The 23,796-nt window shown below is 60.8% G+C and carries 27 protein-coding genes; 11 read left to right on the top strand and 16 right to left on the bottom strand.

The window, feature by feature from the left end:
* Nucleotides 1–41: 41 nt before the first annotated feature.
* Nucleotides 42–860 (bottom strand): IclR family transcriptional regulator, encoded by an 819-nt coding sequence (locus CRO18_RS09825; protein WP_097081998.1) that lies wholly within the window; start codon nucleotides 858–860, stop codon nucleotides 42–44.
* Nucleotides 861–1,350: 490 nt separating this feature from the next.
* Here CRO18_RS09825 and CRO18_RS09820 point away from each other — a divergent pair, with 490 nt between their 5' ends.
* The 7 genes from CRO18_RS09820 (at nucleotide 1,351) to pdxA (ending at nucleotide 9,293) form a co-directional block, all read left to right on the top strand.
* Nucleotides 1,351–2,343, top strand: coding sequence for a TAXI family TRAP transporter solute-binding subunit (locus CRO18_RS09820; protein ID WP_097081997.1), 993 nt, complete (start codon nucleotides 1,351–1,353; stop codon nucleotides 2,341–2,343).
* 126 nt (nucleotides 2,344–2,469) lie between these two features.
* A complete protein-coding gene (locus tag CRO18_RS09815; RefSeq protein ID WP_097081996.1) occupies nucleotides 2,470–4,428 on the top strand; it encodes a TRAP transporter fused permease subunit in 1,959 nt (652 codons plus the stop codon).
* 56 nt (nucleotides 4,429–4,484) lie between these two features.
* Complete coding sequence (locus CRO18_RS09810) at nucleotides 4,485–5,663, top strand: exo-alpha-sialidase (RefSeq protein ID WP_097081995.1); 1,179 nt, start codon at nucleotides 4,485–4,487, stop codon at nucleotides 5,661–5,663.
* Between the two features lie 68 nt (nucleotides 5,664–5,731).
* A complete protein-coding gene (locus CRO18_RS09805; protein ID WP_097081994.1) occupies nucleotides 5,732–6,529 on the top strand; it encodes a fumarylacetoacetate hydrolase family protein in 798 nt (265 codons plus the stop codon).
* Nucleotides 6,530–7,237 carry an SDR family NAD(P)-dependent oxidoreductase gene (locus tag CRO18_RS09800; RefSeq protein ID WP_097081993.1) on the top strand — a complete coding sequence of 236 codons (708 nt, stop codon included), beginning with the start codon at nucleotides 6,530–6,532 and terminating at the stop codon, nucleotides 7,235–7,237. It abuts the gene before it with no gap.
* Nucleotides 7,238–7,358: 121 nt separating this feature from the next.
* On the top strand, nucleotides 7,359–8,255 hold the full coding sequence (locus CRO18_RS09795; RefSeq protein ID WP_097081992.1) for a dihydrodipicolinate synthase family protein: 897 nt from the start codon (nucleotides 7,359–7,361) through the stop codon (nucleotides 8,253–8,255).
* A gap of 81 nt (nucleotides 8,256–8,336) precedes the next feature.
* Nucleotides 8,337–9,293, top strand: coding sequence for a 4-hydroxythreonine-4-phosphate dehydrogenase PdxA (gene pdxA / locus CRO18_RS09790; RefSeq protein WP_249276035.1), 957 nt, complete (start codon nucleotides 8,337–8,339; stop codon nucleotides 9,291–9,293).
* 53 nt (nucleotides 9,294–9,346) lie between these two features.
* On the opposite strand, the gene CRO18_RS18815 is transcribed toward pdxA, so the two are convergent.
* The 10 genes from CRO18_RS18815 to CRO18_RS09740 all read right to left on the bottom strand — a co-directional run bounded on the left by CRO18_RS18815 (nucleotide 9,347) and on the right by CRO18_RS09740 (nucleotide 14,874).
* Nucleotides 9,347–9,964: an integrase arm-type DNA-binding domain-containing protein gene (locus CRO18_RS18815; protein ID WP_170952622.1), complete on the bottom strand. Its 618-nt coding sequence runs from the start codon at nucleotides 9,962–9,964 to the stop codon at nucleotides 9,347–9,349.
* A gap of 295 nt (nucleotides 9,965–10,259) precedes the next feature.
* The gene (locus CRO18_RS09780; protein WP_097081989.1) at nucleotides 10,260–10,811 is read right to left on the bottom strand and encodes a flagellar basal body-associated FliL family protein; all 552 of its coding nucleotides are present in this window, start codon (nucleotides 10,809–10,811) and stop codon (nucleotides 10,260–10,262) included.
* Nucleotides 10,812–10,823: 12 nt separating this feature from the next.
* The gene (flgH, locus tag CRO18_RS09775; protein WP_076484414.1) at nucleotides 10,824–11,549 is read right to left on the bottom strand and encodes a flagellar basal body L-ring protein FlgH; all 726 of its coding nucleotides are present in this window, start codon (nucleotides 11,547–11,549) and stop codon (nucleotides 10,824–10,826) included.
* Between the two features lie 11 nt (nucleotides 11,550–11,560).
* Nucleotides 11,561–11,989, bottom strand: a complete 429-nt coding sequence (gene flgA / locus CRO18_RS09770) for a flagellar basal body P-ring formation chaperone FlgA (protein WP_076484415.1) — start codon at nucleotides 11,987–11,989, stop codon at nucleotides 11,561–11,563.
* Nucleotides 11,989–12,774 carry a flagellar basal-body rod protein FlgG gene (gene flgG, locus CRO18_RS09765; RefSeq protein WP_076484416.1) on the bottom strand — a complete coding sequence of 262 codons (786 nt, stop codon included), beginning with the start codon at nucleotides 12,772–12,774 and terminating at the stop codon, nucleotides 11,989–11,991. Before flgG ends, flgA begins: the two co-directional genes overlap by 1 nt.
* A gap of 17 nt (nucleotides 12,775–12,791) precedes the next feature.
* Complete coding sequence (locus CRO18_RS09760) at nucleotides 12,792–13,505, bottom strand: flagellar hook-basal body complex protein (RefSeq protein WP_076484417.1); 714 nt, start codon at nucleotides 13,503–13,505, stop codon at nucleotides 12,792–12,794.
* Between the two features lie 3 nt (nucleotides 13,506–13,508).
* A complete protein-coding gene (locus CRO18_RS09755) occupies nucleotides 13,509–13,775 on the bottom strand; it encodes a flagellar biosynthetic protein FliQ (RefSeq protein WP_076484418.1) in 267 nt (88 codons plus the stop codon).
* Nucleotide 13,776: 1 nt separating this feature from the next.
* Nucleotides 13,777–14,070: a flagellar hook-basal body complex protein FliE gene (gene fliE, locus CRO18_RS09750; protein WP_097081988.1), complete on the bottom strand. Its 294-nt coding sequence runs from the start codon at nucleotides 14,068–14,070 to the stop codon at nucleotides 13,777–13,779.
* A 19-nt stretch (nucleotides 14,071–14,089) separates the two neighbouring features.
* On the bottom strand, nucleotides 14,090–14,482 hold the full coding sequence (flgC, locus tag CRO18_RS09745; protein ID WP_076484420.1) for a flagellar basal body rod protein FlgC: 393 nt from the start codon (nucleotides 14,480–14,482) through the stop codon (nucleotides 14,090–14,092).
* A 5-nt stretch (nucleotides 14,483–14,487) separates the two neighbouring features.
* Nucleotides 14,488–14,874 carry a FlgB family protein gene (locus CRO18_RS09740; protein ID WP_076484421.1) on the bottom strand — a complete coding sequence of 129 codons (387 nt, stop codon included), beginning with the start codon at nucleotides 14,872–14,874 and terminating at the stop codon, nucleotides 14,488–14,490.
* Nucleotides 14,875–14,978: 104 nt separating this feature from the next.
* Between CRO18_RS09740 and CRO18_RS09735 the strand changes: the two genes are divergently transcribed.
* The gene (locus tag CRO18_RS09735) at nucleotides 14,979–16,301 is read left to right on the top strand and encodes a FliI/YscN family ATPase (protein WP_097081987.1); all 1,323 of its coding nucleotides are present in this window, start codon (nucleotides 14,979–14,981) and stop codon (nucleotides 16,299–16,301) included.
* 66 nt (nucleotides 16,302–16,367) lie between these two features.
* Here the strand turns inward: CRO18_RS09735 and CRO18_RS09730 are convergent, their stop codons facing one another.
* From CRO18_RS09730 to fliL, 5 genes are all read right to left on the bottom strand, one after another.
* Nucleotides 16,368–18,689 carry a hypothetical protein gene (locus CRO18_RS09730; RefSeq protein WP_097081986.1) on the bottom strand — a complete coding sequence of 774 codons (2,322 nt, stop codon included), beginning with the start codon at nucleotides 18,687–18,689 and terminating at the stop codon, nucleotides 16,368–16,370.
* Nucleotides 18,686–19,555: a flagellar motor stator protein MotA gene (motA, locus tag CRO18_RS09725; protein ID WP_076484424.1), complete on the bottom strand. Its 870-nt coding sequence runs from the start codon at nucleotides 19,553–19,555 to the stop codon at nucleotides 18,686–18,688. Before motA ends, CRO18_RS09730 begins: the two co-directional genes overlap by 4 nt.
* Nucleotides 19,556–19,617: 62 nt before the next feature.
* Nucleotides 19,618–20,238 carry a MotE family protein gene (locus CRO18_RS09720; protein WP_249276034.1) on the bottom strand — a complete coding sequence of 207 codons (621 nt, stop codon included), beginning with the start codon at nucleotides 20,236–20,238 and terminating at the stop codon, nucleotides 19,618–19,620.
* Complete coding sequence (locus CRO18_RS09715; RefSeq protein ID WP_076484536.1) at nucleotides 20,235–20,636, bottom strand: hypothetical protein; 402 nt, start codon at nucleotides 20,634–20,636, stop codon at nucleotides 20,235–20,237. Before CRO18_RS09715 ends, CRO18_RS09720 begins: the two co-directional genes overlap by 4 nt.
* A 12-nt stretch (nucleotides 20,637–20,648) precedes the next feature.
* Nucleotides 20,649–21,140, bottom strand: coding sequence for a flagellar basal body-associated protein FliL (gene fliL / locus CRO18_RS09710; protein WP_097081985.1), 492 nt, complete (start codon nucleotides 21,138–21,140; stop codon nucleotides 20,649–20,651).
* A 79-nt stretch (nucleotides 21,141–21,219) separates the two neighbouring features.
* On the opposite strand from fliL, the gene fliF reads away from it, so the two are divergent.
* From fliF to CRO18_RS09695, 3 genes are read left to right on the top strand one after another with little or no spacing between them, the layout of a single operon-like run.
* Nucleotides 21,220–22,926, top strand: coding sequence for a flagellar basal-body MS-ring/collar protein FliF (gene fliF, locus CRO18_RS09705; RefSeq protein ID WP_170952621.1), 1,707 nt, complete (start codon nucleotides 21,220–21,222; stop codon nucleotides 22,924–22,926).
* Nucleotides 22,923–23,531, top strand: coding sequence for a hypothetical protein (locus tag CRO18_RS09700; protein WP_076484428.1), 609 nt, complete (start codon nucleotides 22,923–22,925; stop codon nucleotides 23,529–23,531). Before fliF ends, CRO18_RS09700 begins: the two co-directional genes overlap by 4 nt.
* Nucleotides 23,524–23,796, top strand: coding sequence for a FliM/FliN family flagellar motor C-terminal domain-containing protein (locus CRO18_RS09695; protein ID WP_076484429.1), 273 nt, complete (start codon nucleotides 23,524–23,526; stop codon nucleotides 23,794–23,796). Before CRO18_RS09700 ends, CRO18_RS09695 begins: the two co-directional genes overlap by 8 nt.

The following is a 23,796-nucleotide window of genomic DNA, read 5'->3' as shown; positions in this document are numbered from 1 at the left end:
CCGCTTCCCCTCCGAAAGCTGTTTCGCTGGCCCTTGGCCGCTTAGTCTTGCCGTTGCGTCTGGATCGCGCCGCGCGACATGCGCAGCCCCTCCGACAATTCATGCGTGATCGCGAGAACGCGTGGCGGTGCTTTGTGCAAGAACTCTTCCACCGCCCAACGCTCCGCCGCGACCGTGGCGGAAATGGCTGCCACCGCGCGCCCCTCGGCGTCAAAAATTGGTGCCGCAACGGTGCGCAGCCCATAGGCATTTTCGCCATCCGAAAAGGCCCAGCCGCGTTCGCGGATTTGCGCCATGCGGCGCAAAAGTTCGTCAATGTCCGTCACGGTGCGTTCGGAAAGCTTGATCCGGTCGCTCATCTCAAGGGTGGCGCGTTGCACGGCAAGCGGCTCAAAGGCCAAAATCGCTTGCCCAAGCGCTGCGGCATAAATCCGGGTGCGTGCGCCGATGCGGCGTTCTAACAAACGGCCTCCCATATCTCCTTGCATGCGCTCCACATAGACCACATCGGGGCCATCAAGCATGCCAAGGGAGGCGGCATCAGCGACGTCTTCCAAAAGCAGCGTCAGCATTGGGCGCGCAAGCTCGCGCAAAGAGTAGTGGGTCAGCGTGGTGAAGCCCAATTCGAGACATTTCAGCGTCAGACGAAACCGGCGTGTCTTGGGCACTGGGGCGATATAGCCCTCTTCGCGCAGCGTATGCAGCAGCCGATAGGTCGTGCCGCGATCAAGCCCCGCTTTTTGCGCGACTTCCGAGATCGACATCTCGGCTTGATCGGGGGTAAAGGCACGCATGACCTGAAAGGCCTTCACCACGGACTGCACAGAGTTTTTGGCGGCGTTCGATTTTTCTGGCTGCATCGCAGAAACGACCTTTTGGTGCTCGCTATGCGATCAAATGATCGCATTAAACGCGATATTTCAAGCATTTTTTCGGTGTCGCGATGATCAAGCCCCTCCAAGGGTTTGTCCTCATCGCGCCTGACGGGGCGCCGTTAACATAATTTTTGGCATAAAAAATAATCGTATAGTGAAATTTTCCATGCGATTTGGAGTCTTGGGCGTTGCCATTTTGCGGCGCAGCACGATGGCCAATTCGCTCTTGAAGGGCGTTTGGGGCTCTCTTGACGGAATCGCGAATGCGTGATTTCGTCATCGGCATGAGATCAAACGTTCGCTATCCGATCAATAATTGACAGCTCGCGCGAAGGGTGGCGCCCAAACGTCACCTCGGGACCGGAGGAAACGCCCGCGCGAACGTAAGATCTCTTTTGGGATGGGGCTGCCGCAATCCGCGTGTGTGCCGCCTGTATGACTTGCGGGACATCACCCGCCCTGAGGAGGAAGATTGATGACCATTCAGATCCATAAAACCGCGATTGCTGCGGCTATTGGTGTCATGCTCGGCACGGTGGGCGCACAGGCGCTGACCGTGAAAATCGGTGCGCAAGAGCCCGGTGGCAGCTTCTACACCTATGCTGCGACCTTCGCGAAGCTGCTCGAAGACAACAAAGCGGTGGACCTGACCGCCGAGATCATTCCGCGCGGCGGTGCCTTCGGCAACCCGACCGCCGTTGATCGTGGCTTGGCCGACTTTGGCTTCACCACGTCGAACACCTCGGTCTGGGCGATGCAGGGCCTTGAAGAGGTCTATAAAGGCAAAAAAGCCGAGCACATCCGCCAAGTGACGAACGGGATGCAGACCGCTTACACGATGGTCATCGCGCGTCAGGACTTTGTGGATGCCCATAACATCACCAACGTGGCAGAGCTTTTGGCCGCAAAACCGCGCATCGGCCTGAAGCCGACGGGCAGCCAAGTGCCGATCATCGCGGACTTCCTGTTCAAGGCCGAAGGCACCAGCCTCAATGAGTTGCGCGACGAAGGCCAGATCACCCAAGCCTCCTCGGGTCAGATCACCTCGATGATCACCGATGGCCGTTTGGACGTGTATATTGAAAGCGCCCCGGCGGGTCAGGCGACCGTGACCGAAATGACGCTGACCAATGATATGGTCTTTGTGCCGATGACCGACAATGATATCGCCGCGCTGAACGCAGCGGGCCTGCCCACTGGCACCATGCCGGCTGGCAGCTTTAGCGATGCGACGGTCGATTATGTCACCCCGGTGAGCTACACGATGCTGATTGCGGGCGAGAGCGTGCCGGAAGAGGCTGTTTACGGCTTCCTGAAAACGCTGGTCGATCAACGCGACTACATCGCCACGACCCACGCGCCGCTGAAATCGTGGGATCCGGTCGCCGGTTGCCACGTCGATGCCGGTGCGCCGGCGCTGCACCCGGGTGCCGAGCGTCTTTGCAAAGAAATCGGCGCGATCCAGTGATCCCCTTTGGCACGGCCTAAGGCCGTGCCGTCTTCCCCTCACTGGCGGCCCCATAGCGCAGCGCGTTACTGGGGCCGCCTCGGGACCTAACCGCCCGAAACGTCCTTTAGTTGCAAGAGCGCGACCATGATCACCTATGAGAAATTCCACCGTGCCGTTTTGGTGGTCCTTTCGCTGTTTTACCTTGTCTTCTTGGTGAAGCAGTTCTTCTGGCCCGATCCGCCGATGTTGGCGATCCCGGTGCATGTCTTCACCGCCTTGGCGCTGATCATGCTGATCATGCCGTTCAAGTTTACCTCTCCCGCTGCGATCTGGGCGGGCCGCATTGCCGAAATGGCGATGGTGGCCGTGTGCCTATGGTTTGCCGGGCATTTTGTGCTCAACCTCGATCGGATGCAGACCCGTCTGCCCTATATCGACGAGGTGTTCTGGATCGACCAAGTGGTGTTTGTGGTCGGCACCGTCATCTTGTTTGAAGGGGTCCGCCGCTCGGTTGGCTGGAGCCTTCTGATCATGATCATGGTGTTCATGGCCTACGCCGCCTTCGGCTTTTTGGTGCCCTCACCGCTCGGCTTCTCGGGCTTCTCGCTCATTGAACTGACCGATATCATGACGATGAACACCGATGGCTTGTTCGGGGTGACCTCGGCCACAGCGGTCAACTTTGTGTTCTACTTCATCATGTTTGGCGCGATCTTTGCGGCCACGGGGGGCGGGCAGCTCTTTATTGACATCGCCATGCTTGCCGCTGGCCGTTTGACCGGTGGCGCGGCAAAATCGGCGCTGATCGGCTCGGCGCTCTTTGGCACGATCTCGGGGTCCGCTGTGTCGAACGTGGCCGCTGTCGGCGTGCTAACGATCCCGCTGATGCGCCGCTCGGGCTATACCGGCGAAGAAGCCGCCGCGACCGAAGCGATCGGCTCGACCGGCGGGCAGTTGATGCCGCCCGTGATGGGGATTGCGGCCTTCGTGATGGCCGATCTCATGGGCATTCCCTATACCCGGATCGCGCTTGCGGGCATCATTCCGGCGCTGGCCTTCTATGGCGCGCTGTTCTTGATCGTGGATTTGCGGGCGCGCAAAACCGGTGCAGGCACCGTCGATATTGACACCCGCAAAATGATGGAGCCGCTGCGCCCGCGTTTGCACTTGCTTGCAGGTCCGGTGCTGCTTTTGATCATGCTGTTCTCTGGCTTCTCGGCTCCGTTTGCGGCTTTCTACTCGTCGATCGTGGCGCTCGCCGCCCCGATGCTGCGCGCCAAAACCCGCTACAACTTCCGTAAGCTCTATGAGATCGCCCTTGATGTGCCGCGCCAAATGGCGGTGCTGTCGATCCCGCTGTGCGCCATTGGCATCATTATGGCGGTGGCAACGCAATCGAACCTTGCGCTGAAATTCGTCACCGGCCTCACAGCTTTGGGTGGGGGCAACCTCTATCTGTCGCTGATCTTGATCGTCATTGGCTGTCTGATCATGGGCATGGGGCTGCCGACGGTTGCGGCCTATATCATCGGCTCGGTGATGTTTGTGCCTGCGCTCGTGGATATGGGCATTGACCGTCTGGCGGCGAACTTCTTTGTGATGTTCTTCTGCGTGCTCTCAATGGTGACACCGCCCGTGGCCTTGGCCAGTTTCGCCGCCGCAGGGGTTGCCCAATCGAACACGATGAAAACGGCGCTTTTGGCCACGGCAATGGGCGCGGTCAGCTTCCTGATCCCGTTTGGCTTTGTCACCGACCCGGTGATTTTGTGGAGCGGCCCGATCTCGGGGATCTTGATCGCCTTCTTCGGCATGATGTGCGCCACCGCCGCTTGGGCCGCTTTCATTCAGGGCTACATGCACATGAACCTGTCGATGATTGAACGGCTCGCCTTCTTGGTGATCTGCGTCGGCATCGTGCTCTTCAAGAGCCTGACCCCGGTCTGGAGCATTCTGCTCATCGCCTTCTGGGCCATGATGGCTTGGTGTTTCCTGATCCGGCCGCGCTTCATCACCGACACCAAAGCCGAGCGGGTCACCGCCAAGATGGATGTCGAGGAGCTGATGGCGCAAAGGGCGAAAGCCAGCGCGCTGCACGCCGAGTGACCCACCCTTCCGGGGGGCGGCCTGCGCCCCCCGCACACCAGACGGAACGTGATGTTATGACCGACCAACAGCCCCTTGACCCCGCTCCCGCATTGGATGGCGTTTTGCGCGCGCATCCGGATCTGCCCGGTGCCACCGTGGCGCTGATCCCGTCGGAGTGCATTCAAAACCACGCCGCCAACCTGCATCAGTTGGCCGATGGCGCGATTGGCTGCGTTTGGTTTGGCGGCACGCAAGAAGGGATCGCGGATATCTCGATTTGGTTCTCGCGGCTCGCCCCCGGTGCCACGTGCTGGACCAACCCTGTCAAACTGTCTGATGACCCGACCCGGTCTGAACAAAACCCGATTTTGTTCACCGCGCCCGATGGCAAGCTGTGGCTGATCTGGACCGCGCAATTCTCGGGTCGCCAAGACACCTCGTTTGTGCGGTTTCGCATTTCGGAGGATAACGGTGCGACTTGGGGCCCGATTGAGGTGCTGATCGACACCCCCGGCACCTTTGTGCGCCAGCCGGTGATCGTGCGTGAAGATGGCGCGTGGATGCTGCCTGTCTTTTTGTGCCGCACCGAGCCGGGCATTGCCTGGGTTGGCAATGACGATTTGGCCGCCGTGCGGATCAGCGAAGATCAAGGCAAAACATGGCGCGAAGTGGCCGTTCCCGACAGCCTTGGCGCGGTGCATATGAATATCGTGCCGTTGGGGGGGGCGCGCTACGCCGCCTTCTTCCGGTCGCGTTGGGCCGATCATGTGCGGATGTCACGCTCGGAAGATCATGGCGAGACATGGTCGCCGGTGCAGGATCTGGACCTGCCCAACAACAACTCCTCAATCCAAGTGACGCGGCTGCATGATGGCCGCTTGGCGATGGTGCATAACTTCTCTAGCCGCGACGATGCACAAGAACGCCGTCTGTCGCTTTATGACGAGATCGAGGATGACGAGGCCGGTGTCTCGGTCGATCCGACCACCATCACCGACCGTCCGACTGCGTTTTGGGGTGCCCCCCGCGCGCCGATGACGCTGTCGATTTCCGCCGATGAAGGGGCAAGTTGGCCCCAGCGCGTCGATGTGGAACTGGGCGATGGCTATTGCCTGTCGAACAATTCGAAAGAGGCGTTGAACCGCGAACTTTCCTATCCGTCGATCATCGAGGGCGCGGATGGAAATCTGCACATCGCCTACACATGGTTCCGCCGCGCGATCAAGCATGTGCGGGTGCCGTTTCCGGCCTGAGCCGCCCCAAAACACCGGGCGGTGCCACCTACGGCGCGGCCCTTTTCGACAAGACTGAAAGACCTCCCATGCTCACCTTGGATATGACGCGCCTTGCAACGCTTTTGTGCAATGCGCGCGCCAATGGCACCCAGTTGACCGATCTGGAAAACGCGCTTTATCCGGCCTCTGAGAATGAGGCGGATGCGGTTCAATGGCTGGTCGCGCAGGCGCGTGGCCCGGTCACCGGCTACAAAGTGGCACGGGTGGGCGATGGGCCGGGCGCTTGGGGGGCGATCCATGCCCGTGATATTCTGCTCGCCCCCGAAAATCTTGCCGTGCCTGCGCGCGGTCTGAAGTTTGAGGTCGAGGTCGGCTTTGTGCTGGCAAAAGACCTGACCAAGGTCCCAAGCCCAGAGGGTTTTTCGCGCGCGGAAGTGATTGATGCGCTTGAAGGGGCGTTCCTTGGGGTTGAGGTGCTTGGCGCGCGCTGCGTGCCGGAGTTGACCACCGCCCATCCGCTTTTGGCGCGGGCAGACAGCCTCACCAACCATGCGATGTTGGCCGACCCGCGCATCATGGACCCGACGCCTTTCTTAGACGAGGCCCCGGTCGAGGCGCGACTTTGCATTGACGGCACCGCGCTTGTGAACGGTTTTTTACCGCACCCGAGCGGGCGCGGGGCGCTGCATCCAATGATCTGGCTTGCCAACGCGCTGGCCAAGGCGGGGCGCGGGTTGCGCAAGGGCGACCGCGTCATCACCGGCTCGTTTGGGGGCGCGCATCTGGCCCATGCGGGCCAAAGCCTGAGTGCCGAGATCGCCGGGCTTGGCGCACTTCACTGGGCGCTGACCCCCGTCGCCCAATTGCAAGAGGAGACCGCCTAAATGAGCCATCCCTCACGTTCCCCCGCACGCCTTCCGGGGCGCGTTTTGCTAACCGGTGTCAGTTCCGGCATCGGTGAAGCGGCGGCAAAATATCTGCTTTCTCAAGGCTGGGAGGTGGTCGGGCTAAGCCGCCGCGCCCCCGCCATCAGCGACCCGGCCCTGCACTGGGTCGAGGTGGATCTGGTGTCCGAAGACGCCGTAGATGCCGCGCTTGATCAGGTGGGACCAGTGGATGCGATCGTTCATGCGGCGGGCATCTTGCGGCCCGGCACGCTTGAAACGCTAGAGCGCGCAGATGGTTGGGCGATGTGGCGGCTGCATGTTGATGTGGCCACGCAAATTGTCGCGCGGATGGCCCCGCAACTGCCGCAAGGCGGGCGGATCGTGCTGATCGGCAGCCGTACCGCCGCAGGCTCGCCCGGACGCAGCCAATATGCCGCTAGCAAAGCCGCTCTTTTGGCAATGGCGCGCTCTTGGGCCAAGGAACTGATTGGCGCGCAGATTTGCGTCAATGTGGTGGCACCGGGTGCCACCGATACGCCGATGCTCAACGCGCCCGAGCGCGCGGGCCTTGCGCCGAACCTGCCGCCGATGGGGAACTTTGTCGATCCCAGTGAAGTGGCGGCGACCATTGGTTTTCTGCTTTCGCCGGGGATGAAAAGCCTCACCGGCCAGCAGATCATGATTTGTGCGGGAGCCTCCCTGTGAGCCGCTTGCCCTCCCTGCGGCCACCTCTCGCACGTCCCCCGGGTCGGAGCCTTGCGCTCCGACCCACCCTCTACCTCGGTCCGGCAGATGCCGTGACCGCAACCCGGATCGGAGAGAAATAATGCCCCGGAACGCCCATGTCGCCGTTGTCACCTGCTTCAACGCCGATGAAACGGTCAACTATCAGGCCACGCGCGCGCAGGTGCGCCGCCAAGTGGCCGCAGGCAATGACCTGATGGTGTGCGGCACGAATGGCGATTTTTCTGCCCTGACGCAGGGGGAGAAAATCCGCCTGATCGAAGAGGTGGTGGACGAAGTTGCGGGCCGTGTGAAGGTGATTGCCAATGTCGGCTGCCCCGCCACTTTTGAAACGCTGCAACTTGCGCGCGCCGTCGATGGGCTTGGCTTGCATGGCACGGCGGTGATCACGCCTTACTTCATCGCCTGCACCCAAGACGGGCTGGAGCGCCATTACGCGACCATCGCTGATGCCCTGAGCACCCCTGTGTATCTTTATGATATCCCGGCGCGCACGCAAAACCACATCGAGCCTGAAACCTGCCTGAAGCTTGCCCGTCACGGCAATATCAAAGGTGTGAAAGACTCCGGCGGTTCGACTGAAACGATCAAGCAGTATCTTGATGTCGCAAAAGAAGTGGAGGGGTTTGAGGTCTATTGCGCCCCCGATCACCTTGTTTTGTGGGGTCTGCAAGAGGGATGCACTGGCGTTGTGTCTGGGCTCGGCAATGTGGCACCTGAACTGCTTGCGGCGATCATTCGCGGCTTTAACGCGGGCGATCTGGTGGCCGCGCAAGCGGCGCAGGAAAACTTCGCCGGTCTGCGCAAAGACCTTTACGCACTTGGCTTCCCGCCCGCGCTGGTGAAGCGCGCGCTTTACATCAACGACGCCTCGGTGGGGCAATCGCGCCAACCCGCACTTTTGCCCGATGCCGCCCAAGACCAAGCGATCCGCGAGATTTTGCGCGCGCGCGGTCTTTTGGAAGCCGAAGCGGCCTGAGCTTTCTTCGGGGCGCGGCCACTGCGCCCCGGTCACATGACAAGGAATGAGACGATGAATGAGACACCGGTAGTCATCACCATGGGTGATCCCTCGGGCGTCGGGGCCGAAGTGACAGTCCGGGCTATGGCGGCGCTGTCGCCTGAAGACCGCGCCCGTTACGCGGTGATTGGCGATAGCGATACGCTCGCGCGTGCGATCAAGGTCTGTGACGTGGACCTTCCGCTGTCAGACACCGACAAGGCAGGCGCGTTGCGGGTGATTGATATCCCGGTAGAGGGTCTTCCGGGCGAATTTGGCGTGCTGTCAGAAGCTTGTGGCGAAGCGAGCTTTCGCTACATCGACCATGCGGTGAAACTGTGCATGGCCTCTGAGGCGAAGGGCATCGTGACCGCGCCGATCAACAAAGCGGCGCTCAATGCGGCGGGCCACCATTATGATGGCCACACCGGCATGTTGGCGCATCTGACGCAGGCGAAATCCTCGTTCATGCTGCTCGCCTCGCCCACGCTCAATGTGCTGCATGTCTCCACCCACGTTTCGCTGCGCACTGCGATTGAACGCGCCAAGCCCGAACGTGTTTTGGCAACGATCCGCATGGGGCACGCCCATTTCAAACGGATGGGCCAAGATAATGGGCGCATCGCTGTGGCCGGGGTGAACCCGCATTGCGGCGAAGGGGGCCTCTTTGGCACCGAGGATGATGATTACCTGCAGCCCGCCGTGGAACAGGCGCAAGCCGAGGGGATCAATGTCGTTGGCCCGATCCCGCCCGATACTTGCTATGTGCGTGCCCATAACGGGGCCTTCGATCTGGTGATCGCGCAATACCACGACCAAGGGCATATCCCGATCAAACTGATCGCCTTTGATACGGCGGTGAACGTGTCGCTTGGCCTTCCGATCGACCGCTGCTCGGTGGATCATGGCACCGCTTTTGACATTGCGGGCACGGGCAAAGCGAACCACGTCAATATGATTGCCGCGCTCGATTATGCGGGCAAACTCGCCGAAGGCTGGACCGGCCCGCGGCTCTGAGCCATGCCAAACGGCACTGAAGTTTGAGAAAAGGGGCGTCTTAACGCCCCTTTTCATGCCGGGCCGCAATATCGGTGGCCTTGACCTGCGACTTTACGCCGTGAGCAGTGCTTCCGCAGATCGCGCTGTTTCGGGCGCTTAGCCACACCCTTGCCTCCCGTAGTCACGCCGCCGCGTCCCTTGCGTTTCTTGGCGGTCTTCCCAGCAGCGATGTCAGCCTGCATCTTAGTCACATCGGAATAGCTGATCGAGACTGCGTCACGCTGCCCAAGGAGCGGCTTGATATGGGTCTCAATCTGGCTAGTGTTGGCGAGATAAGTGTTCTCTTTCCAGCCGTTTTTCATGTCGGCGACATATAGGTCTGACAGTTCCGCCAGCTTCATGTTCTTGCGCGCAGCCTTACGATCGCTTGACGGATCTCCACCCTTGGCAACTTCTGCCAGCGCCTTGATGGCTTCTTTACGAGCTTCGTCGGGAGTGACCGTACCGACGCGGGCGATGACCATTTTGCGGGCTGCTCCGCTGCGGGTGCGATATTTGAGAATGAAACTTGCCCTGCCAGTGGGCATTATCCGGACCCCGAATCCGGCGAGCGCACTGTCCCAAAGGTAGGTCTCGCGAGAGGCGTCGGGAGACATTGCATCGATGGCGGTTTTGGTGATCTTGGGCATAACTGTTATCCTGTTCTTGCGATCCACGGAACCACGGCGGAACCAGGCCGGAACAAGCCGACGCATATCTTCGCAAACTCGATCCACTCCGCACACTGAACAATACGCTATGAAGATCAATATGTTGACCATTTCACGCAAGCTTGAGCACGGTCTGACAAAGCGGCGCAAATCTAAGTGTCGATAATTCGTAATGATGGGGTCGGGGGTTCGAGTCCCTTCACCGGCACCAGAAATCAGGAAAGGCTGGAACCTGTTACGGTTCCAGCCTTTTCCTTTTGCGTGGCGCGGGATCTTACTTCGTATCTTGCCGCACGATGTCTGAGACGAGCACGCCCAGCGCGGCATCGCCGATCACCATGCGGACTGCTTCAAGCATGGTGCGGCGCAAGTCGGCCATTGTGGCGGTATCGGTGAAAGCGCCGTTGAAGCCGCCGGCATTGGCGTGGTCAAACAGCACTTGCAGAAGCGAATCGCGGATCTTCGGTTCTGCGGCATAGACCTTTTCGGTACTGCCCAGTGTCACTTCCAAGCTCAGCGACAGCACCACCAGCGAGGCGACTTGGCCGCCGTTGATCACTGGCACCACGAATTGGTTGTTCAGCTTGACGAATTCGGTCGTGGGTTCGGCTTCGTGCCCATCGCCTTCCTCGCCATGCGTATCGGCGGCATGGGCGTCGGCTTTCGGGGCCGCATGTCCGGCATCGGCGCCTGCCCCATGCTCGCCTCCGCCTTCGGTGGCGACTTCTTCCGGTGGGGGTGGCGGCGGCCGCAGGAAATAGCCTGCCGCACCGCCCCCCAGAAGGCCAATCAAGGCTAGGATGATGGGGAGGATTTTCATCAGCATCGGGCGGACTCCTTAGAACGGCAGCAGAATATCGGCGATTTGTTGGCCATAGCGGGGTTGCTGCACATCGGTGATCTGACCGCGCCCGCCATAAGAAATGCGTGCCCCGGCGATCTTGTCATAAGTGATTTCGTTTTGGCGGCTGACATCCTCGGGACGGACAAAGCCGGTCACGACAAGTTCGCGGACCTCAAAGTTCACCCGCACCTCTTGCACGCCTTGAATGCGCAGCACGCCATTGGGCAGGCGGTCGAGCACCGTAGCGGCGACGCGCAACGTCAGCTTTTCATTGCGCGCAACCGTGCCATCGCCCGAATAGGAGGACGAAGAGCCGGTTTCATAGGCGTTGGCGGTGGTGGCCCCTTCGGGCAAGCGCGCATCAAGCCGCTGCGGAATGCCCATCATCGACGGCACGCCCATCGTATCCGAGCTAGAGCGGTTGCGCCCGGTGGAGTTTGAAATCTGGGCGCTGTCGTCAATTTCGATCACCACGGTCAGAATGTCGCCGCGGCTGGCGGCGCGCCGATCTCCCAAAAGCGAGCCACGGTTGCCCGACCAGAGCGAGGCTTCACTCGCCGCTGGTTGGCCCTCGATGCTGTCGGGCATGGGAGTGGAGGTCATGGCGAAAAATTCGTTGCCGCCTTCCACCGGGTTGAACTCTGGGGCTTTGCCGACCTGCTCAATACGCCCGCAGTTGGCAAGCGAGAGGGCGAGGAGGGCAATCATCAGGGGGCGCATGAACGAGGCTCTCATTGGGATTGGACATAAGCGACGCCATCGGCGCCGATCGTGGCAAAAACGGTGGATTTGGAGGTGACGTTCATCACCCGGATCGAATCGCCGATGGCGCCGCGATCCAATGTGCGCCCCTCGGTCATGATACTGAGCCCACGGCGTTGATAGGCGAGCGAGATCATCTGATTGCGTTCGACCACCGCGGGCGGGGTCAGATCCCCGGCTTGAATCGGGCGCCCGGGATAGATGGCCACGCGGGTTTCAAGGCCAATGACCTGATCCAGATCGCCGATGGCGCCGGGAATAGTCTCTTCCGCCAAGGTGACATCTTCGGGAGAAATGACGCTTTGCGCGCGCAGGGTGCGCAAAGCGACGACCGATCCCGCCTCGGCCACTGTGCCAAGGGTGAAGCTGGCCAGAAGAGCAAGCGCGATTCGTTTCATCAGCGCACCTGCGTGGTGGCTTGCAGCATTTCATCGGCGGCGGTGATGACTTTGGCGTTCATCTCATAGCCGCGCTGAGCTTTGATCAGTTCGGTGATTTCGCGCACCGCATCGACCGAGCTTTCTTCCAGATAGCCTTGGCGCACCGTGCCCAGCCCATCTAGGCCGGGGGTAGAGACGGTGGGCGGGCCTGAGGCTTCGGTTTCCAAAAACAGGTTCGAGCCAATCGCCTCGAGGCCCTTTTCGTTGGTAAAGCTGGCCAGCGTGATTTGGCCCAGAAGCTGCGGCTGCACCTGATTGGTGAAATAGGCATAGACCTCGCCATCGGCGTTGATCGCGATGGTGCGCGCATCATCGGGAATGGTGATGCCGGGCACCAGCGGATAGCCATCGGAGGTGACGACTTGCCCATCGGCCGAGCGTTTCAGCCCGCCATCGCGGGTGTAGCCCGACACGCCCGAGGGCAGGGTCACTTCAAGGTAGCCATAGCCATCAATCGCCAGATCAAGCTCACCGCCGGTTGAGGTAAGTGAGCCTTGCGCAAGGTTCACGCTGACCGCGGTCGGGCGCACGCCCAGACCAAGCTGCACGCCTGCGGGAACAATGGTGCCATCATTGGCCGTGACCGTGCCGGGCCGGGTGGCTTGCTGATACATGAGATCGGCAAATTCGGCGCGCCGGGCGTTGTAGCCCGTGGTCGACATGTTGGCGAGGTTGTTCGAGATGACCTCGACCCGCATTTGCTGGGCGCTCATCCCGGTGGCGGCGATCTGCAAGGCGCGCATGGCTCTCTCCTAATTCTTTACTTGAGCGTCGAGATGACGCTACGGATCCGTTCGTCCTCGCGGTCGAGGAAGTTCTGGCCCATCTCATAGGCCCGCTGCACTTCGATCATCCGCGCGATTTCTTTCACCGGATCGACGTTCGATTGTTCGACAAAGCCCTGCAAAACGCGGGCATTCTCGGCCTCAAGGGTGCCATCGGGCACGGCAAAGCGGGTGCCGGCTTGCAGGCTGATGGTGGTGGAGTTTTCGGGCAGGTAGAGCCCGATTTGGGCGAGCGGCGCGCCATTGACGGACATGGTGCCATCTTCGGCCATTGCGATTTCGCCCTGATCGGCCGGGATGAAGATGGCCGAGCCGCCATTGTCGAGCACGCGGAAGCCTTCGGGGGTGACCAGTTCGCCCGCCGGTGAGCGCATAAAGCTGCCTGCACGGGTCAGTTGGTTGCCCTCGGGCGTTTCGATCATGAAGAAGCCTTCACCCTCGATCGCGAAATCGAGCGAGCTGCCGGTATTTGCCAAGGGGCCCTGCTCGAAATCGACCAGCTTGCCGTGGGCATAGGCCATCGAGAGCGACGGCTCTTGCCCATCAAGCGAATCGACATATTCGGCAAAGACCACGCCTTCGCGCCGAAAGCCGGTGGTCGTAATGTTGGCCATGTTGTTGGCCACCACCTGCATTTCCCGCATCAGGCCCGATTGGCGCGACAGGGCCGCGTAGATCGAATTGTCCATGGCTCAGCTTCCGATGATGAGGGGGATGATCCGGGCGGTGTAAAACTCGACCAAGGATTTCGACATGAAGGACATCGAGACCCAGAACACCACAAGCATGGCGCCGACCTTCGGCACGAAGGTCAGCGTCATTTCCTGCACCGAGGTCAGCGCTTGAAACAGGCCGATGGAAACCCCGGCCACAAGCGCGACGATCAGCATGGGCGCCGAGATCATCACGGCGACCCACAGTCCCTCGCGCATGGTGTCAAAGAAGACGAGGTCTTCCATGTTACACCGGCATCCGCAGGATTTCCTGATAGGCCTCGACGACCTTGTTGCGCACCGTCACTGCGGTTTCCACCGCCAGTTCGGTTTGTGCGAGCGCCTGCACAAGGGCATGCGGATCGGCGCTGCCGAGCATTGCGGCTTTGGCCGTTTGCTCGCTTTCTTGCATGGTTTCCATGAAGCTCGTGGCAAGGCTGCCAAGCGTGCTTTTCTGGGAGTTGCCGCTGCCGGCTTGCGGCGCCGCGGCGGATCGGGCCAGTGCATAGCCCTGAGTCGCAACAGAAGATTTGATGTCCATTCTGGACCTCCTTCAGGTTTCAACGACGCAGCAGATCAAGCAGAGCCGACGACATTTGCCGGGTCTGATCGAACATTCGGAGGTTCGCCTCATAGCTGCGTTGCGCTTCGCGCGCGTCTGCGATTTCGACCACCAGATCGACATTCGAGCCGTCGTAGTAGCCGTTCTCATCGGCCATCGGGTTGCCCGGATCATAGATGCGGGCCAGTTCCTTCGGGTCGAGTTGCACGGGACCGAGTTGAACCTCGGCGGCACCGTTGTCTTGCGACACCACTTCCTCGAAGCTGGTCACCTTGCGGTGGTAGCCGGGGGTGTCGACGTTCGCGATGTTTTCCGAAACGTGGCGCAAGCGCATGGATTGCGCTTTGAGCCCCGAGGCGGAAACGGAAAGGGTATTGGAAAAGTCGCCCATGATCGTCAGCTCCGGCCAAGGCTGGCGCGCAGCACGTTGAGGGAAGACTTGTAGATCGCCAGTGCAAGGTCGTGCTGGCGCTTAACCTCGACAGCTTTCACCATCTCATCTTCAAGCGAGACGTCATTGCCATCGGGCGAACTGGCGCCGGGGTTACGCACCTGCGCGACTTCGACTCGATGCGCGCCATCCGCGCCAAGATGCCCGGATCGTGTGGCCCGCATCCCTTCGCCATGCTCACTGCGATAGGTTTCTGAAAAGTCAGAAACATCGCGCGCCTGGTAGCCGGGCGTATCGGCATTGGCGATATTTGTGGCGATGGCACTTTCGCGCAGCGCGGCCTGCCGGGCCATGCCTTGCGCCATCTGAAACATTTCTAGTTTACCGAACATCGGGGTTTCTCCTCCGAGCTATCAACCAACGATTAAGGGAGAATCGTTTAAAAACAGTTTCGAGAAGACGAGCTCGATACGGCTCGGTAACCATGGAGGCCAGAATGGCGTTGGGTGGCTTGGAGATGTTGCAGGCGGAGATCGCCGAGGTCGGTGCGGTGCATCCGGTCGGCCGGGTTTTCGAAGTGGGCAAGGGCACGATTGAAGTCAGCGGCCTGACGATGCGCGCGACCCTAGGGGATCGCGCACAGATCCATTCCCGTGGTGGTGCGCGATTCGATGCCGAGGTTATCTCGCTGCGGCGCACCTCTGTGACGCTTTTGGCCGATGGTGCCGTGGAAGGTGTAGCGATTGGCGACCGGGTTGAACTACTCGGTCAGGCCGGTATTGCGCCTGATAATTCTTGGGTGGGTCGGATCGTGGACCCGTTTGGCCGCCCGCTCGATGGCCGCCCGCTCTTGCGCGGCCCTGTTGACCGCAATGTCCGCGCCACGCCGCCTGCCGCTGCCGCGCGTGGGCGCTTGGGCGGTCGGGTTGAAACCGGGCTTGATGTTTTCAACACGCTTTTGCCGCTGGTGCGTGGGCAACGGATTGGCCTGTTTGCCGGGTCCGGCGTTGGCAAATCCTCACTGCTGGCGAAATTTGCCAAGGGTGTGGAAGCCGATGTTGTTGTGATCGCGCTGATTGGCGAACGCGGGCGCGAGCTGCGCGAATTCGTTGAAAAGACGCTGGGGCCCGAGGGCATGGCGCGCGCGGTGATTGTGGCTGCCACCTCTGACCAATCTCCGCTGGTGCGCCGCCGCTGTGGTTGGGCGGCGATGTCGGTGGCCGAACATTTCCGTGACCAAGGCAAGCATGTGCTGTTTCTGGCCGATAGCGTCACCCGTTTTGCTGAGGCGCATCGCGAAGTGGCACTGGCGGGCGGCGAACCCGCCAGCCTGCGTGGCTATCCGCCCTCGACCTCGCATCAGATCATGTCTTTGGCGGAACGCTCCGGCCCGGGCCTAGAGGGCACGGGCGATATTACGGCGGTCTTTTCGGTGCTGGTCGCGGGCTCGGATATGGAGGAACCTGTGGCCGATATTTTGCGCGGGACGCTTGATGGGCACGTGGTGCTAGATCGGGCGATTGCCGAGCGGGGGCGCTTCCCGGCGATTGACCTGTTGCGTTCGGTTTCGCGGTCTTTGCCCGATGCGGCGACCCCGCCCGAAAACGCGTTGATCGCCAAGGCGCGCAAGCTCTTGGGGGCTTATGACCGGGCCGAGATGATGATTCAGGCGGGGCTTTATACCTCTGGTAGCGACCCGCTGATTGATTCTGCGATCCGGGTTTGGCCCGCGCTGGATGGGTTCATTGCCCAAGACGCGCTCGATGCGGTGCAGGGCAGCTTCACCCGCTTGGCGCAGGCGCTTCAAGCCGCAGGCTGAAAAGCGCAACAGACACGAAAAAAGGGCCCGCAAGCGGGCCCTTTTTTATGCGCGCGGAGGCGCGGCTTACTTCATATCTTGCATCAGCTTTTCAAAGGCTGCGCGTTCGGCCTCGCTTTGGGCGATCAGCTTTTGTGCAGCGGCCAGCGGGCCCAAAGGTGCTGCATCCCGGTCTTGCGCCGGGGGGGCGGTGTCGCTGAAAAGTTCAAGAAACTGCCGTTGTGCCTCTGAACCGCCATCGGTCACTTGGTCCCAATTGCCTGCGCGCCAGGCGGCTTCCAGCCGCGCTTCGGTCGCGCCCGCTTCGGCAAAGGCTGCCTCGGCGTTTTGATGCTGGCCTAAAAGGCTAAGCGCCTCGCCGCGCAGAAGGGCTGCCTCTTCGCCTTGAAGCCCGACCAGATGCGAATAGGCTGCCGCCGCATCGCGCCCCGCAAGGGCGGCACGTGCCATGGCCAACCGACCCGGTTCACTGCGCCGGGTTGCCGGTGACAGAACTGCCCGTGAGGAAATATCGAACCCGCTTTTCGACAGCCGCTCCGAAAGCGCGATCTGCACTCCGGGTTCCAATTCTTCCGGGCTCCATTGCGGGCGGAAACGGAAGAAGGTTTCGATGAACATCTGCTCGTCGGGCAATTTCGCCAGCATGGCGAGCAAATCGTTTTGGGTATCGCGCCGCAGCGTTTCATCGAGGGGCTCTTCCCAGCGTTCGAGCGCCTCAAAAGCGGGGTCGAATTTTGCGGTTGAGGCGTTGCCCAGAATCTCGACCCGGGTAAGCTTGTCGCCCATGTCGCTGCCGCCGAGCTGCTTGGCTAGGGCGCTCGCGTTCTCGACCTCATTCGTGGGGATGGCGATCCCTTCCGAGAGTTTGGTCTCAACCGACAAAATCAGCGCTTCAGCGGCGATCTCGGAATGCGATTCGGCGACTTTATCAAGCCGTTCGGTGGCGTCTTCGACCCGCCCTTCAGACAGATCAATTCGCGCATCCATATATTCGAGCGAACTGCGATGTTCCGCTGGCGCGCGCGCCAGCATCGAACGCACGGTTTGCGCAACATCTGCCGCGCCAACTTCGATCAAACGGTCACTGAGTTTTGGGCCAATGAGGTTCCGAATCGGCGGGGGCAGGGCCGAATAGGCGCGCAGAACGGCACCAAAATTCACGGTTTCCCGCTGCGGCGGTTCGGGTTGCGCAACGAGCGCCCAAAGCGCAACGCGGCTGTCACAGGCGGTGAAAGCTTTGAATGCGGGATAGGGGTCGGGGGTGTTGCCATCGACCACATCTGCCAAAATGGTCAGCGCGGGATTGGCCTCTTCTTCCAGCCCGAAGGATTTGAACAGGGCCTTTGCTTCGGTGCCGAGGCCGAGCGCGATATAGACCTTTGCCAGATGTTCGACCGCGCGTAGCCGCGGCTTGTCGAATTCTGCCAAAAGATCGCGTCGGGCATGTGCGATCTGTACCGAAGGGGCTTCCTCGGTCAGCCAAGATTGCAGATCAAAGTCGGCATCGCGCGGGCAGCTGTGACCCGAATCTGCCAGCCGCCCCGGTGCGAAATGCGCCGAGGAATCCCGGTCGATCACGGTTTCTGCTTGCAAGGCAAGATGTGATTCATCCCTGCCGGGATGGCCTTCGGTATCATGGCCCTCTGTCGGGGTATCATGCGCGGGTTCAGTTGTGGGCATGTCATGCCCTCCCGCTTCATGCCCATCTGTCTGATGCGGGTCTGCCACTGGATGCTTGGGCATCTGCATGGTGATCAGACCCTGCGATGCAGCGCGCCCCAATTCGTCAATCAAAGCAATCTCAGCCGCGCTGATCCGCCCATCGGGGAAGGCAACGTTTTCCGTTGCTTCACCGGGTTGCGGTGCGGGCTTTGGGGCGGGCGGCGGGGCAGGTTGCGCTTCGGGCCGCATTTGAGTCGGTTTATCGGACCAATAAAGATCCAGATAGCCAAGCTTTGGAGCCGGGCGGTAGGAATGATCCGGTGCTGTTATCTGCGGCTTGGGGGTGCCGGGCTCGAACGGTTCAGGCTCGGCCCCATCGGCGATGTCGACCACCACCGCGCCAATCGGCAATTGGAAGACTTCAAGATGCACATCCGGCGCGGTTTCAATAAAGACCGAGCGCGCATCAATATCGGCGGAAATTGCCTGAATCCGGGTTTTCGGGATCAGCCGAAACACATTGGCAAGGTTGAAGCGGGTGCGCGGCGGCGCGGTGAGCTTATAGCCCCCCTCCACACGCTCCGTGCTCCAGTCGGTGCCGGGCGGGAACATGAAGACCAGCCGGGAGAAATCGGCGTGTTCGCCAGAGCGCACGTCAATCTGTTGCGCCGCAACCGGGCTGGCCAAAACCAGCAGCCCGGTGAGGACGAGGGCGAAGAACCTCATGCCGCCTCCGATTTCACCGCCTTGAGCGCCTCTTCGAGTTCCGAGAAACTGGGCCGGATGTGATGCGGCGTGTTCTGACGGCCGACTTCGATGCAGATGTTGGTGGCGTGGTTGTGCAGGTTGGCCACCAGCACTTCACGGATCAGCTTGTAGAAATTGGCGTCTTCATCGACCACGGCTTTGATGCGTACCGCGAAGGGGCCGATGAACCCATAGGCGAGGAACACGCCCAAGAACGTCCCCACAAGCGCGCCGCCGATCATTTTGCCCAGAATTTCGGGCGGCTGGTCGATCGAGCCCATGGTTTTAATCACGCCGAGCACGGCGGCCACGATCCCAAGCGCGGGCATAGCATCCGCCACCGATTGCATCGCGTGGCTTGAGTGCATGGCGTGGTGATAGTTTGCCTCGAGCTGCTTTTCGAGCACCTCTTCGACCTGGTGGGGGTCGTCATAGTTCATCGAGGCCGAGCGCATCGTATCGCAGATCAATTCCACCGCTTCGTGGTCATGTACAATTTTCGGGTATTTCCCGAAAATCGAGGAATTTTCTGCATCCTCGATATGTTCTTCGATCGCGACCGGGTTTTGCCGGGCGAGTCGGATCAGTTCAAACAGCAGGCACAGAAGGTCGCGGTAGTCCCCGGGCTTCCATTTCGGGCCCTTGAACACCTTTCCCACATCCTTGAGCGTATGTTTGACCGAGGCCCCGTCATTCGAGAGCAAGAAGGCCCCCACCGCAGCGCCACCGATCATAATCATCTCAAAGGGCAGTGATTTCAGAATGATCCCCATCTTGCCCCCGGCAGCCACGTAGCCGCCGAAGACCATGCCAAAGATGACGACGATCCCGATAATGCCGATCATGTCCGTTCTCCATTCATACGGAGCGACTGTGCCAGATTTGGCTTAACAAATGCTCTGCAAGGTTATTCCTGCGGTGCGCCCGCATTACGCCCGGCCATGATCACCGAGATCGAATAGGCAACCTGAGGTTCGAGCGCCGCCATCACTGCCGCGGAAGCATCCGGGCGCATCCGCGCAAGGAAGCCAGCGGCGAAGTCCGGGGCCATCGCCGCAAAGAGCGGGGCCGCTTCTTTCGGTTTCATGCTCTCATAGACGGTGACAAGCCGCGCCACGTCTTCATCGGCGGCTTCGTCGGCCATGGTCACGGTTTGCGCAAGGTTGCGCTCCGCCTCAACCAGCGAGGCCAGCCGTTCTTCGATTCGCCGCTCGGCCAAAGTGATGGCTTGCGACCGATCCGTCAGAAGTTGTTCGCGCTCGCCTAGTTTTTTCTCGCGCGCTTGCACTTCCTTGAGCATCAGCATGACGCCGGGCTCGGAAACGCAATCGCCCGCAGTTTCTTGCGGTGCGTCATGCGCCCCGGTGCCGGTCGCGAAAGCTTCTGCGATCCCGGTGCCAAAACGAATCGCCCCCGAGACGGCAAACAAGCTCGCGATTAGCATCAAGCTGCCGCGTCCGAACCGTTTGCGCGACTTTTTCTTCGCCGGTGCTTTGGTCGGTTGTTTGGCTGCTTTGGCGGGTTTCATTCCGCGGCCTCCAGATCCGACGGACGCAGCCGGCGGCGCAACACGCGTTGGTGACGGCGCGCATCCGCGGCGGGTTCCGGTGCGGGCGGCGGCGCGGGGGCTGCCGCGGCGGGGGCCGGGGTTTGGTTCATTGTGGCAAGCAACAGTTCAAGCCGTTGCGTCGCTTGTTCGGCGCGTTCGGTCACCGTGCGAAGCTGCTCGGCCGAGCTGGCCGAAGTGGCTTGCGCCCGGTTCAGCGCCTTGGTCATGTCATCAACCTGCGCCGACAGCACGGCGATTGCGCCGCCCATGCCGTTTTCCAGCTGGTTGAAGCGTTTCAGACGGCGGGCCAGAACCATGCAGTAGATGGTCGCACCCAGCGCGCCCAGACCCATGAGAATATCGGCGGTATACTGCAACATCTGCCTCTCCTAGTTCAGCACGAATTCGATCACGAGCAGGTCGTTGACCTTGCCCTCGCCCACAACAACAAGCACCCGGCGCAGCATTTGCGCGCGCAGACGCATTAGCGAAGAAGGGTCTTCGAGATCCTTCACCTCAACCGCACGCAAGAAGCCGTTGAGCACATCAAGCACCCGCGGTTTCACCAGCTCGACTTCCTTTTGGTAGTTGAGCGGCACTTCAAGTTGCGCGGTAAAGCGGAGGTGGCGGCTGCCACCACCCGGCAGCGAGATCACCATCGGATCCAGCGCCACAAAGGCGATCTCCGGCAGCGGCTCGGGTTCAGGTTCGGGTTCATGCGCCGCCGCGCCCTCTGCAGGGGGCGCGGCAAGAATCATCCCGGAGTAAATGGCAAAGAATGCGCCGCCGCCCAAGACGAGCATCAGCACCAATCCAATGATCAGCGGCAGCTTAGATTTCTTCTTTGGCGCTTCTTCGCCTTCAGCTTCTGGCTCGGCCATGGCGGTATCCCGATTTCTTCGTTCTTCCCCGATATAGACCGGCACCCACTAACCGATTGTTAAGGGCGATCGGAGAAAGATGCTTTCGACGACGGGGCAGAAGCCCGCTCGAAGGAGGTGCGTCTTGCAACAACTCTTGGCCCTTTGGCAGGGATTAGACACGCTAAAGCGTGCGGTCGTAATTGGTGCGACAGTTCTCATGTTTGCAGCTGTATTGGCGCTTTCGAGCTTTGCCTCGAAGCCTGACATGGCGCTTTTGTATGCGGGGCTCGAGGGGCCGCGCGCAGGTGAGGTCGTGACCGCGCTGGAAGCGCGCGGCGTGCTTTACCAAGTGCGTGGCGATTCGATTTACGTAGAATCGACGCGGCGTGATGAGCTGCGGATGTCGCTTGCGGGCGAAGGTCTTCCGGCAACCGGGGGCGCGGGCTACGAATTGCTCGATTCGCTTTCGGGCTTCGGCACAACCTCGCAAATGTTCGACGCTGCCTATTGGCGCGCGAAAGAGGGCGAATTGGCCCGGACCATCGTTTCGAACCCAATGATTCGCCAAGCGCGCGTGCATATTGCGGCGCCTGCCGCGCAATCTTTCCGCCGCGATACCCATGCCAGCGCTTCCGTTACCGTGGTAACGGCCTCGGGCGGGCTTTCGCCCACCCATGCGAAAGCGTTGAAATTCCTTGTGTCTTCTGCGGTTCAGGGCATGTCGCCTGATGATGTCTCGATCATCGACAGTGTCTCGGGGCTGATTGCGACCGGCGATGAAGTCACCGGGCAAGTGGCGGGCGATCGTGCGGAAGAGCTGCGCAAGAATGTTGAACGGCTGCTTGAGGCGCGCGTGGGATATGGCAATGCGGTGGTCGAAGTTTCCGTCCAGACCGTGACCGAACGCGAAGCGATCACCGAACGACTGATTGATCCGGGGAGCCGGGTTCCGATTTCGACCGATGTGGAGGCGCGCTCGGATAAATCCGACGATACCAAACCGGGGGCGGTGACCGTGGCGTCCAACCTCCCGGCGGGGGATGCGGGCAATGGTGGAAAATCGCAAAGCCAATCGAGCGAATCGCGTGAGCGCACCAATTACGAAGTTTCTGAAACCACCCGCGAGGTGCTGCGTACCCCGGGCGACATCAAGCGGCTGACCGTTGCCGTTCTGGTGGATGGGGTCGAAGGCACCGATGCCAATGGTGTTGCGGCGGTCGTGCCGCGCTCGGATGAAGAACTCTCGGCGTTGAAAGAACTGGTGGCCTCGGCCGTTGGCTTTGATGAAACGCGCGGCGACGTGATCACCATTCGGTCGATGGCCTTTGAGCCGATCACCGATCTGGGCACCGAAGCCAGTGCCAGCATGTTTGCCTCCTCTCCTTTGGATGTGATGCAGCTGATCAAGATTGCTGTGGCCGCGATTGTGGCGCTGGTGCTGGGTCTCTTTGTGATGCGTCCGATCTTGGCGCAGCGGGCTGCCGCAGCGGCTGAGGCTGAACTGGGCGAACTGCCCGGTGGTATGATCGGCGCCGAAGGCATCCCGAGCTCTGATGGAACGCCTGCTCTGACGGGTGAGATTGCGGAGGATGATATGCCGATTGGTAACATGGCCGTGGTGTCCGACTTCGATCTTGGCGACATGCCGATGAGTATGGCGATGGGCGACTTCGGCGGCGGCTTCGGTGGCGATAGTGACAACGCCGATCCGGTCGCACGGCTCAAGAAACTGATCGAGGAGCGTCAGGCCGAATCGGTTGAGATTCTGCGGGCTTGGATGAACGAGGCGGAGGAACGCGCATGACGCGTCGCGGTATCCAACTTGAATCCTTCGAGGTCGAGACCGCGCCGCAAGAGCCGCAGATCGAGATCGACCCGCGTGCCTTTGAGGAAGAACGGCTTGCCGCTTTCGAAAAAGGCTACACGGCGGGTTGGGATGATGCCGTGGCCGCGCAAGCGGCCGAAGGGGCAAAGCTGCGCGCGGAACTCGGCCAGAACTTGCAGGAACTGTCCTTCACCTATCACGAGGCCCGCCAGCAAATTCTGGCTGCATTACGCCCGCTGTTGATGGGCATCGCGACCAAGATGCTGCCCGAAATGGCGCGCCAAACGCTCGCGCATATGGTGGTGGAGCAGCTTGAGCCCCTGTCCGAGCAGGCGACCACCGTGCCAATCGCCGTTGTGGCGAACCCGGCCAGCCTGCCGATGATCGAAGAAGTCATGGCCGATCGTGCCAGCCTGCCCCTGATCTTTCAGGCCGAACCCACCTTGGGGGAGGGGCAGGTGTATCTGAAATTCGCCGAAACAGAGACGCGGATCGACCTCGACGGGGTGATCGGCGCAATCGGTGCCGCAATCGAAACCTATTTCAGCGCCAACCAAGACCCGCAGGAGGCCGCTCATGGATGATATGCCCCAAACCGCGAACCCGTTTTCGCAAGTGCCGATCGAAATCACCATTTCTGTCGGCAAGGCGCGTCCGCTTGTGCGCGACCTGCTGCGCATGAAACGCGATTCGATCTTGCCGTTGGATCGTCGGGTGGAAGACCCGGTCGAGCTTTATGTGGGCGACAAGCTGATCGCGCGTGGCGAGTTGACCGAGATGGAAGGCGATTCGAACGGCCAATTGGCTGTGCGGCTCACCGAAGTCGTTGATCTGCAAAACGGGCTGTGA

Source organism: Rhodobacter sp. JA431 (assembly GCF_900217725.1).
In the GTDB taxonomy this organism is placed as follows: Bacteria; Pseudomonadota; Alphaproteobacteria; order Rhodobacterales; family Rhodobacteraceae; genus Rhodobacter; species Rhodobacter aestuarii.
This window is presented reverse-complemented; position numbering and strand designations above follow the sequence as displayed.

Bases quoted from the DNA above. Each gene is read 5' to 3' on its own strand.
- CRO18_RS09825 (WP_097081998.1), bottom strand. From the start codon at position 860: ATGCAGCCAGAAAAATCGAACGCCGCCAAAAACTCTGTGCAGTCCGTG.
- CRO18_RS09820 (WP_097081997.1), top strand. From the start codon at position 1,351: ATGACCATTCAGATCCATAAAACCGCGATTGCTGCGGCTATTGGTGTC.
- CRO18_RS09815 (WP_097081996.1), top strand. From the start codon at position 2,470: ATGATCACCTATGAGAAATTCCACCGTGCCGTTTTGGTGGTCCTTTCG.
- CRO18_RS09810 (WP_097081995.1), top strand. From the start codon at position 4,485: ATGACCGACCAACAGCCCCTTGACCCCGCTCCCGCATTGGATGGCGTT.
- CRO18_RS09805 (WP_097081994.1), top strand. From the start codon at position 5,732: ATGCTCACCTTGGATATGACGCGCCTTGCAACGCTTTTGTGCAATGCG.
- CRO18_RS09800 (WP_097081993.1), top strand. From the start codon at position 6,530: ATGAGCCATCCCTCACGTTCCCCCGCACGCCTTCCGGGGCGCGTTTTG.
- CRO18_RS09795 (WP_097081992.1), top strand. From the start codon at position 7,359: ATGCCCCGGAACGCCCATGTCGCCGTTGTCACCTGCTTCAACGCCGAT.
- pdxA (WP_249276035.1), top strand. From the start codon at position 8,337: ATGGGTGATCCCTCGGGCGTCGGGGCCGAAGTGACAGTCCGGGCTATG.
- CRO18_RS18815 (WP_170952622.1), bottom strand. From the start codon at position 9,964: ATGCCCAAGATCACCAAAACCGCCATCGATGCAATGTCTCCCGACGCC.
- CRO18_RS09780 (WP_097081989.1), bottom strand. From the start codon at position 10,811: ATGCTGATGAAAATCCTCCCCATCATCCTAGCCTTGATTGGCCTTCTG.
- flgH (WP_076484414.1), bottom strand. From the start codon at position 11,549: ATGCGCCCCCTGATGATTGCCCTCCTCGCCCTCTCGCTTGCCAACTGC.
- flgA (WP_076484415.1), bottom strand. From the start codon at position 11,989: ATGAAACGAATCGCGCTTGCTCTTCTGGCCAGCTTCACCCTTGGCACA.
- flgG (WP_076484416.1), bottom strand. From the start codon at position 12,774: ATGCGCGCCTTGCAGATCGCCGCCACCGGGATGAGCGCCCAGCAAATG.
- CRO18_RS09760 (WP_076484417.1), bottom strand. From the start codon at position 13,505: ATGGACAATTCGATCTACGCGGCCCTGTCGCGCCAATCGGGCCTGATG.
- CRO18_RS09755 (WP_076484418.1), bottom strand. From the start codon at position 13,775: ATGGAAGACCTCGTCTTCTTTGACACCATGCGCGAGGGACTGTGGGTC.
- fliE (WP_097081988.1), bottom strand. From the start codon at position 14,070: ATGGACATCAAATCTTCTGTTGCGACTCAGGGCTATGCACTGGCCCGA.
- flgC (WP_076484420.1), bottom strand. From the start codon at position 14,482: ATGGGCGACTTTTCCAATACCCTTTCCGTTTCCGCCTCGGGGCTCAAA.
- CRO18_RS09740 (WP_076484421.1), bottom strand. From the start codon at position 14,874: ATGTTCGGTAAACTAGAAATGTTTCAGATGGCGCAAGGCATGGCCCGG.
- CRO18_RS09735 (WP_097081987.1), top strand. From the start codon at position 14,979: ATGGCGTTGGGTGGCTTGGAGATGTTGCAGGCGGAGATCGCCGAGGTC.
- CRO18_RS09730 (WP_097081986.1), bottom strand. From the start codon at position 18,689: ATGAGGTTCTTCGCCCTCGTCCTCACCGGGCTGCTGGTTTTGGCCAGC.
- motA (WP_076484424.1), bottom strand. From the start codon at position 19,555: ATGATCGGCATTATCGGGATCGTCGTCATCTTTGGCATGGTCTTCGGC.
- CRO18_RS09720 (WP_249276034.1), bottom strand. From the start codon at position 20,238: ATGAAACCCGCCAAAGCAGCCAAACAACCGACCAAAGCACCGGCGAAG.
- fliL (WP_097081985.1), bottom strand. From the start codon at position 21,140: ATGGCCGAGCCAGAAGCTGAAGGCGAAGAAGCGCCAAAGAAGAAATCT.
- fliF (WP_170952621.1), top strand. From the start codon at position 21,220: ATGCTTTCGACGACGGGGCAGAAGCCCGCTCGAAGGAGGTGCGTCTTG.
- CRO18_RS09700 (WP_076484428.1), top strand. From the start codon at position 22,923: ATGACGCGTCGCGGTATCCAACTTGAATCCTTCGAGGTCGAGACCGCG.
- CRO18_RS09695 (WP_076484429.1), top strand. From the start codon at position 23,524: ATGGATGATATGCCCCAAACCGCGAACCCGTTTTCGCAAGTGCCGATC.